This is a genomic window from Streptomyces apocyni (assembly GCF_009739465.1).
In the GTDB taxonomy this organism is placed as follows: Bacteria; Actinomycetota; Actinomycetes; order Streptomycetales; family Streptomycetaceae; genus Streptomyces; species Streptomyces apocyni.
In genome coordinates this window covers 1-9,618 of sequence record NZ_WHOM01000075.1, presented here as the reverse complement: position 1 = coordinate 9,618, position 9,618 = coordinate 1, and the positions used below count along the sequence as shown (strand labels likewise).

Here is a 9,618-nt window from a genome sequence, read left to right as displayed (position 1 = left end):
CAGCAGGGAGTGTCCGCCCAGGGCGAAGAAGCTGTCGTCGATCCCGACCGCGGGCACGCCGAGCAGTTCGGCGAACAGCCCGGCGAGGATCTCCTCCTGCGGGGTGCGCGGCGCCCGGCCGGTGCTCGCCGTGTCCACCTCCGGCATGGGCAGGGCCTTGCGGTCCACCTTGCCGTTGGGGGTCAGCGGCAGCGCGTCCAGCACCACGAACGCGGACGGCACCATGTAGTCGGGCAGCACATCGCCCAGACCCTTGTGCAGCAGCGTCGGCTCCAGCCGCTCGTCCGGTCCGGGGACGACGTAGCCGACCAGGCGCTTGTCGCCGGGCCTGTCCTCGCGGACCAGTGCGACGGCCTGGGTGACACCGGGCTGCGCGGCCAGCGCTGCCTCGATCTCGCCGAGTTCGATGCGGAAGCCGCGGACCTTCACCTGGTCGTCGGCGCGGCCGATGAACTCCAGCTGGCCGTCGACGGTCCAGCGGGCCAGGTCACCGGTGCGGTACAGGCGTCCGCCCGCCGGGCCGAACGGGTCGGCGACGAACCGCTCCGCCGTCAGGGCCGGGCGGCGCAGATAGCCGCGCGCCTGCCCCAGACCCGCCAGATACAGCTCACCCGATGCACCGGGCGCGACGGGCCTGAGGTGCTGGTCGAGGACGTAGGCACGGGTGTTCCACACCGGACGCCCGATCGGCGGCGCCTGATAGCCGCTGAGCGGGTCGCCCATCGTGGCGCACACGGTCATCTCGGTGGGGCCGTACGCGTTGATCATCCGACGGCCCGCCGACCACCGCTCCACCACATCAGGCGCGGTCGCCTCGCCCGCCACGATCAGGGTCATCCCCTCGGGCAGCGCGTCGGTCGGCAGCGCGGCGAGCGCGGCGGGCGGGATCGTGGCGTGCGTGACGGCGTGTTCGGCGACGAGCTCGCTGAGCGGGTCGCCGGGCAGCAGCCGGTCGGCCGGGGCCAGGACCACGGTGGAGCCGGAGAGCCAGGCCATGCACAGCTCCGACACGCTCGCGTCGAAGCTGGGCGAGGCGAACTGGAGCACCCGGCTGCCCGGCTCGACGCCGAAGCGCTCGATCTGTGTGCCCGCCAGGTTGGCCAGACCGCTGTGGGTGACCACGACGCCCTTGGGCCGGCCGGTCGAACCCGACGTGTAGATGACGTACGCCGCGTGGGCCGGATCCAGTGGGGCGACGCGATCGGCGTCCACCAGGTCCGTGTCCGGCCGCGCGGCCAGCGCCGCGGCGCAGGACGGGGCGTCCACGAGCAGCAGCCGGTCCCGGTCAGCGCCCGCGGCGGCGACCCGGTCCGCCAGCCGGGCCGTGGTGATGACGAGTGCGGGCCGGGCGTCGTCGAGCATGTAGCCGATGCGGTCGGCCGGGTAGTCGGGGTCCACGGGCAGGAACGCCGCACCGGCCTTGCCGACGGCGAGCAGGGCGACGGCCCACTCCACCGAGCGCGGCAGTGCCAGCGCCACGAACTGCTCCGCACCCACACCGCGTGCGACGAGCTCGTGCGCCAGCCGGTTGGCCCGGGCGTTCAAGTCGGCGAAGGACACCGCCGTGTCCTCGAAGCGCAGCGCGACCGTCTGCGGCGTACGGCCTGCCTGGGCCTGGAACAGCTCCGGCAGCGGCGCCCGCGACACCTCTCGCGCCGTGTCGTTCCACTGCTCCTGGGCCCGCCGCTCGTCGGCGCTGAGCACCTCGACCTGTCCGATCGGCCGCTTGGGATCCGCGGCCACCGCCTCCAGCAGCCGCACCAGTCGCGCGGCCAGGGTGTCCACCGACGCCCGGTCAAAGAGGTCGCGGCTGAAGTGGACCACGCCGTCGATGCCCTCAGGGGCGCCGTCCGCCGCCTTGCGCTCGGCCAGCTCGAAGGCCAGGTCGAACTTGGCGGTCGCCACTCCCACCGGCTCCCGCTCGGCCCGCAGCCCCGGCAGGCTGATGTCCGCCACCGCCGCGGTCTGCAGGGACAGCATGGTTTGGACGAGGGGGTGGCGGGTGAGGGAGCGCTCGGGGTTGAGGGCTTCTACGAGGCGTTCGAAGGGGAGGTCTTGGTGCGCGTAGGCGGTGAGGTTGGTGGTGCGGGTGCGGTTCAGGAGTTCGCGGAAGGTGGGGTTGCCGCTGGTGTCGGTGCGCAGGACGAGGGTGTTGATGAAGAAGCCGACGAGGTGGTCAAGGGCTTCGTCGGTGCGTCCTGCGATGGCGGTGCCGATCGGGATGTCGTGTCCCGCGCCCAGCTTGGTGTACAGCGCGCTCAGTGCGGCTTGCAGGACCATGAAGAGGCTGGTGCCGGAGTCCCGTGCCAATGCCAGCAGGTCTGCGTGCAGCTGCGGCGGGAGGGTGAGGGAGATGGCGTCGCTGGGGAAGTCGCTGGCTGCCGGGCGGGGCCGGTCGGTCGGCAGCCCCAGCTCCTCGGGCAGCCCCGCGAGTGCGGTGGTCCAGTGGGTGAGCTGCTGGCTGATGGGGCTCTCGGGGTCGTCCTCAGTGCCCAGGACATCGCGCTGCCACAGGGTGTAGTCGGCGTACTGCACCGGCAGCGGTGACCACTGCGGCTCCGTACCGCCACAACGAGCGGTGTACGCCGCGGCGAGGTCACGTGCGAGCGGGCCCATCGACCAGCCGTCACCCGCGATGTGGTGCAACACCAGCAACAGCACATGCTCGTCCCCGGCCATCGAGAACAACCACGCCCGCAACGGCACCTCGACCGTGAGGTCGAACGCCGCGCCCGTGGCATCGGCCAGCAGCGCGCCCAGAGCCTCCTCGTCGGTCTCCACGACGGACAGTGCGACCCGCGCCGCGTCCATGGACAGCACCTGCTGCCGTGCCGCTCCGTCCACCTCGGGGAAGACCGTCCGCAGGCTCTCGTGCCGGGCCACGACATCGCCCAGCGCCGCCTCCAGCGCATCCCGGTCCAAGTCGCCGGAGAGCCGGAGCGCGACGGGGATGTTGTACGAGGCGTCCGACGGCTGGAAGCGGTTGAGGAACCACAGGCGGCGCTGCGCGAACGACAGCGGCACCACCTCGGGCCGCTCGACACGGGTCAGCGCCGTGCGCGCCCGCTGCGCCCCGGACAGCCGGTCGGCGAGAGCGGCCACGGTGGGCGCCTCGAACAGCACCCGGATCGGGAGCTCCGCACCCAGTGCCGTACGGATACGGCTGATCAGACGGGTGGCCAGCAGCGAGTGCCCGCCCAGCTCGAAGAAGCTGTCGTCGATCCCGACCGACGCCACCCCGAGGAACTCGGCGAACAGCCCGGCGAGGATCTCCTCCTGTGGCGTCCTGGGCAGCCGCCCGACGGCCGCCGTCCCGAGGTCGGGTGCCGGAAGCGCCTTGCGGTCCACCTTGCCGTTGGGCGTGAGCGGGACCGTGTCCAGCACCACGAACGCGGACGGCACCATGTACTCCGGCACCGCGGCGGCCACCCGCTCGCGCAGTTCGCCCGTCGACGGCATCGCGGCGCCGGGAGCCATCGCCGCGTACCCCACCAGACGCCGGTCGCCCGGCCGGTCCTCCCGCACCAGGGCCACCGCCTGGGCGACGTCCGGGTGCCCGGCCAGCGCGGCCTCGATCTCGCCGAGTTCGATGCGGTAGCCGCGCACCTTCACCTGGTCGTCCAGCCGCCCCAGGTAGTCGACGTTCCCGTCCGCCGCCCACCGGGCCAGGTCGCCCGTGCGGTACATCCGGCTGCCCGGAGGGCCGAACGGGTCGGCGACGAAGCGCTCGGCGGTCAGCCCCGACCGGTTGAGATAGCCGCGGGTCACCCCGACGCCCGCCACGTACAGCTCCCCCGCGACGCCGACCGGCGCCGGACGCAGGGCGCTGTCCAGTACGTACACCCGGGTGTTCCAGATCGGGCGGCCGATCGACACGCCGCCCGCGGGCACCGGGTCGCCGGGCGCGATCCGGTACTCCATGCAGCCCACCGTCGTCTCCGTGGGCCCGTACTCGTTGATCACCGTGGCGCCCGGCCGGCGCCGCCGCCACTCATCCAGCACCTCGCCGAGCAACTGCTCGCCACCGATGACGATCTCTCCGGTCGGCGAGAACTCCTGGGGCAGGGCGCTGAGCAGCGGAACGTGGGCCGGCGTCACCTTGAGGAAGGTGCACCCGGCGCGCGGGGCGCCACCGGTGTCCGGCTCCTCCTCTTCCAGGCCCGCCACCAGCACCTGACCGCCGGAGATCAGCGGGGCGTACGTGGCCGTCACCGTCAGGTCGAACGAGACGGGGGAATGCAGCACGGCCGTGCCGCTCGTGCTGGGGTAGGCGTTCCGCGAGAACACCAGGTACGAGGTCAGCTGGCGGTGCTCCACCAGCACGCCCTTGGGGCGCCCCGTGGAACCGGACGTGTAGATCACGTACGCCGCGTTCGACGGAGTCAGCGGGGCCGTACGGTCCGCGTCCACCGGGTCGGTCACCGGGCGGGCGGCCAGCGCGGCGACCGTGTCCGCCGCGTCCAGGACCAGCCGGGGCGTGCCCTCGGTCGCGGGCAGCTCGGCACCGGTCGCGGTGTCGGTCAGCAGCAGCGCGGGGCGCGCGTCGGCGAGCATGTACGCGATCCGCTCGGCCGGGTAGTCCGCCTCGATCGGCACGTACGCGGCACCGGACTTCAGCACCGCCAGCAGCGCCACCAGCAGATCGGCCGAGCGCGGCAGCGCCAGCGCCACGAACCGCTCAGGACCCGCGCCGGCGGCGATCAGCTGGTGCGCGAGCCGGTTGACCCGCGCGTTGAGCTCCGCGTAGCTGAGGGTGGTGTCCCCGCACACCACCGCCGGGGCGTCCGGCGTCCGCGCCACCTGGGCCTCGAACAGTTCCGGCACCGTACGCCGGTCGGTGTCGCGGGCCGTGGCGTTCCACTCCTCCAGCACCCGCCGCCGCTCGGCCGGATCCTGCACGTCCACCCGCCCGACCGGGAGGTCGAGGTCGTCCGCCAGGGTCTCCAGCACCCCCAGCAGGCTGTCGGTCAGCCGCTGGGCCTCCTCCCGTGTGAACAGGTCGGGACGGTGGTTGACCTGGAGCTGGAGCCGCGGACCCGGGATGGCCACCACGTTGAGCGGGTAGTGGTTGGCGTCCCGGCCCTCGCCTCCGACGACGCGTATCCCGCCGACCGCCTCCTTGCCCGCCTCCGCGTCGAACGGATAGTTCTCGAACACCACCAAGGAGTCGAAGAGGTCACCGGTACCCACGAACCGCTGGATCTCGGCCAGCCCCAGGTACTGGTGCGCCATCAGCGCGCTCTGCTCCCGCTGGATGCGCCCCAGGGCGTCGAGCAGCGACTCCGCCGGGTCCAGCCGCACCCGCACCGGAAGGGTGTTGATGAACAGCCCGACCATGCTCTCCACGCCTGGTATCTCCGGCGGGCGGCCGGACGTGGTGGTGCCGAACACCACGTCGTCGCGGCCCGTCAGACGGCTCAGCAGCAGCGACCACGCGGCCTGCACAACGGTGTTCATGGTCAGCCCGTGCGCCTGCGCCCGCTCGGTGAGCCGCGCCGTCAGTTCCTGCGACAGCTCCGCCGACACCCGCTCGGGCAGCAGCGGCTCCCGGCTCGGGTCCGCGGGAACCAGCAGCGTGGGCTCCTCCACCCCGCCCAGCGCCGCCCGCCAGGCTGCCTCGGCCGCGCCCCGGTCCTGCCCGGCCAGCCACGCCAGGTAGGTGCGATACGGCGTGACCGGCGGCAGCGCCGACGCGTCGCCCTGTCGCGCGTACGTCTGGAACAACTCGGCGACCAGCACCGACGTGGACCAGCCGTCCAGCAGGATGTGGTGGTTGGTGACGACGAACCGGAACCGGTCAGCGGCCAGCCGCACCAGCCCGAACCGCACCAGCGGCGGCTTGGACAGGTTGAACCGCCGCGCCCGGTCGGCGGTGAGCAGCCGCTCCAGCTCCGCCGCCCGCGCGTCCTCCGGAAGCCCGCTCAGATCGGCCTCGCGCCACGGCAGCGGCACCTCACGGCGGATCAGCTGAACCGGCTGGTCCACGCCCTGATGCCGGAACCCGGCCCGCAGGTTGGCGTGACGCGCCAGCATGGCCCGCGCCGCCGCCTTCAGCGCCGGGACGTCCAGCGCGCCCTCCAGCTCGAAGACCAGCTGCACGGTGTACACGTCCGGCGCCTGCTCGTCGTACAGGGAGTGAAAGAGGATGCCCTCCTGCAACGGCGAGAGGGGCAGGATTTCCTCAACTCGTGACTGCTTCACTCCGGGGTCCCCCAGTCGTCCATGGACTCGTCGAACTCGTCGAACTCGGCGTCTTCGTCTTCGTCTTCGTCGTGCATGAGCAGATCGATCTGGTCCTGAGACAGCGACACCAGCAGATCGGACGGCGTGTAGCCGCCTGCTTCCGGATCGGCGGAGTGCGTCACCAGGGCCCGCAACGCGCGGAACCACGCCTCGGCGAGCTCGCGGACCTCCGCTTCGGGGAACAGGCCCGCGGCCCACGTCCACGTCGCGGCCAGCCGCGGTCCTTCGGGATGGTCCTGCGTCAGGGCGTTGAGCGTCAGACCGTGGGTGAGCGCCATGCCCGGATCCCCGGTGTCCAGGTCACCGGTCGGCACGGCCATCCACAGGGCGTCGGTGTCCGCCGCCCCCGGGAACCGGCCCAGGTAGTTGAAGCCGATCTGCGGCTTCGCCAGACCCGCGAGCCGCTCTCGCGTCTCCGGGTTCAGGTAGCGCAGCAGCCCGTAGCCGAGCCCGTGGTCGGGGACGGCGCGCAGCTGCTCCTTCACCTGCTTCAGCGCCTCGCCCGCCGCCGGTCCGCCGGACAGGGCCTGGGCGATGTCGAGGGCGCCCAGGTCCAGCCGCAGCGGATGGGCCGAGGTGAACCAGCCGACCGTCCGGGACAGGTCGATGCCTGGCAGCACGTCCTCGCGGCCGTGCCCCTCCAGGTCCACCAGGAGCGAACCCGCGGCGTCCGAGCCCCGGGTGCGGCGCCACTGGCCGACGGCCAGCGCCAGACCCGTCAGCAGTACGTCGTTGATCCCGGCGTGGAAGGCGGCCGGCACGCTCGTGAGCAACGCCTGCGTGGCCTCCTCGTCCAGCGTCAGCGTGAGCGTCCGTGCGGTACCCGTCGTGTCGCGGGCCGGATCGAGGGCGCGGTGCGCCAACGGCGGGTCCGCCACATCCAGGGTCCTGGTCCACAGCGCGAGCTCCGCGACCCGCTCCTCCCGCAGGGCCAGGGCGTCCAACTCCCGGGCCCAGGTGCGGAAGGACGTGCCGACCGGTTCCAGGGCTGCCTGCTGCCCCGTCGCGCCGGCTTCCCAGGCGGTGGCCAGGTCGGGCAGCAGGATGCGCCAGGACACACCGTCCACCACCAAGTGGTGAACGACCAGCAGCAGTTTGCCGGGCGTGTCCGGTCCCGCGTCGAACCACACGGCCCGCACCATGGCACCCGACTCCGGTGCCAGCGCGGCGTGTGCGGCCCTGGCGTGTGCGGACATCGTGTCCCGCAGCGCGCTCTCGTCCAGCCCCTTGACGACGACGCGCTCGACGCAGTCCGCCGCTCGTACGCTGCCGCGCTCGGGAACCTCAAGCGACCAGGCGTCACCGTCACCGCGAACCAGCCGGGCGCGCAGCGCGTCGTGGTGGTCGAGCACGGCCTGGAGCGCGGAGGTGAGCCGGTCCTCGCCCAGTGCCGCCGGTACCAGCACCAGCGCCACCTGAGCGAACTGGTCGACGGGCGTGCCCAGTTCCCGCAGCCAATGCATGATCGGCGTGAGCCGTACGTCACCGAGCCCCGCGTCCGGGTCCTCCACCACGGCCGCCTCCGCGGACGTCGCCACGGCCGCCAGCGCCGCTACGGTCCGGTGCTCGAAGACCTCCCGGGGCGTGAACACGAGGCCGGCCTTGCGGGCCCGGCTGACCAACTGGATGGAGACGATGCTGTCTCCGCCGAGTTGGAAGAAGCTGTCGTCGATGTTGATGGTGGGGAGGCCGAGGGTTTCGGCGAAGAGGTCTGCGAGGAGTTTCTCCTGGGGGGTGCGGGGTTCGCGTCCGGGAGTGGTGGTGTATTCGGGTGCGGGCAGGGCTTTGCGGTCGAGTTTGCTGTTGGGGGTCAGCGGCAGCGTGGTCAGGGTCACGAACGCGGCCGGGATCATGTACTCGGGCAGGGTGGTGGCCAGGTGCGCCCGCAGTTCCGATACGTCGGGGGCATGATCACCGTCGGGAACCAGGTAGCTGACGAGGCGTTTGATGCCGGGCTGGTCCTCACGGATCAGGGTGACGGCCTGGGTGATGTGGGGGTGGGTGGTGAGGGTGGTGTTGATCTCGTCGAGTTCGATGCGGTAGCCGCGGAGTTTGACCTGCTGGTCGGTGCGGCCCAGGTAGTGGATCTGCCCGTCCCGGGCCCATAGAGCCGCGTCCCCGGTGCGGTACATGCGCTCACCCGGTGCCCCGAAGGGGTCGGCGGTGAAGCGTTCGGCAGTCAGGGAAGGCCGGTTCAGGTATCCGCGGGCCAGACCCGGCCCAGCGATGTACAGCTCACCCGCGGTCCCGGGAGGTACCGGGCGCAGGGCTGAATCCAGGATGTAGGTACGGGTGTTGGCGATCGGTGTGCCGATGGGGGGCTGGCCGGTGCCCGGGGGCAGGGCGGTGGTGACGGTCGCAGCGACGGTGGACTCGGTGGGTCCGTACGCGTTGACCAGGCGCACCTTGGGGGCCCAGGTGTTGACGAGATCGGGTGTGCTCGCGTCACCGCCGATGATCAGGGTGTGCAGATCCGGATAGGCACGCTGGGGAATGGTCGCCAGCGCTGCGGGCGGGATGAGGGTGTGGGTGATCCGCAGGCCGGTCAGGACGTCGGCGAGAGTTTCGTCGGCGAGCGGTCCCGGGGGCGGGATGACCAGAGTGGCGCCGGTCGTGAAGGCCATGCACAGCTCCAGCACGGAAGCATCGAAGCTGGGCGAGGCGAACTGGAGCACGCGGTGGCCGGTGCTGACCTGGAATCGTTCGGCTTCCATCCGGGCGAAGGAGGGGATACCGGTGTGGGTGACCGCGACGCCCTTGGGCTTACCCGTCGAACCAGAGGTGTAGATCAGATACGCCGGGTGCTCCGGACGCAGCACCATGGTGCGGTCCCCGTCTGACAGATCATGCGCCGGGTATTCGGCCAGCTCCGCGACGGTCTGCGCTGTGTCCAGGACCAGGACGTTGCTGTCGCCTGTCGTGACCCGTCCGGTCAGGCCGGAGAGGGTGAGGACGCGCGTGGGGCATGCGTCGGTGAGCATGTGGGTGATCCGGTCGGCCGGGTAGTCCGGGTCGATCGGCAGGTAGGCGGCACCGGTCTTCAGCACCGCGAGTTGAGCGGTGGTCATGTGCCCGGAGCGGGGCAGGACCAAAGCCACGATCTGCTCCGGACCAACCCCCAGCACAGTCAGATGACGGGCCAGACGGTTGGCGGCGGCATTCAGCTCCGCATAGGTGTGCTGGATGCCGTTGTCATCCAGAGCGATGGCATCCGGGGTACGGGCGACCTGGGCCTGGATCAGATCCGGCAACGTGCCACCGGGAACATCGACTCCGGTGTCGTTCCAGCCAGTCAGAACCAGCTCACGCTCATCGGCCACCAGCAGGTCCAGACGCGAGACAGGCTGGTCCGGGTCGTCGGCCAGGATCTCCAGA

General features: G+C 71.8%; 2 protein-coding genes. Both read right to left on the bottom strand.

The genetic code is table 11. The features are described from left to right. On the bottom strand, positions 1 to 6,201 hold a 6,201-nt coding region (locus tag GCN81_RS27275; RefSeq protein WP_197287800.1), incomplete at its 3' end, for a non-ribosomal peptide synthetase. Beyond that, on the bottom strand, positions 6,198 to 9,618 hold a 3,421-nt coding region (locus tag GCN81_RS27270; RefSeq protein WP_156727241.1), incomplete at its 5' end, for a non-ribosomal peptide synthetase. The genes GCN81_RS27270 and GCN81_RS27275, both read right to left, overlap by 4 nt.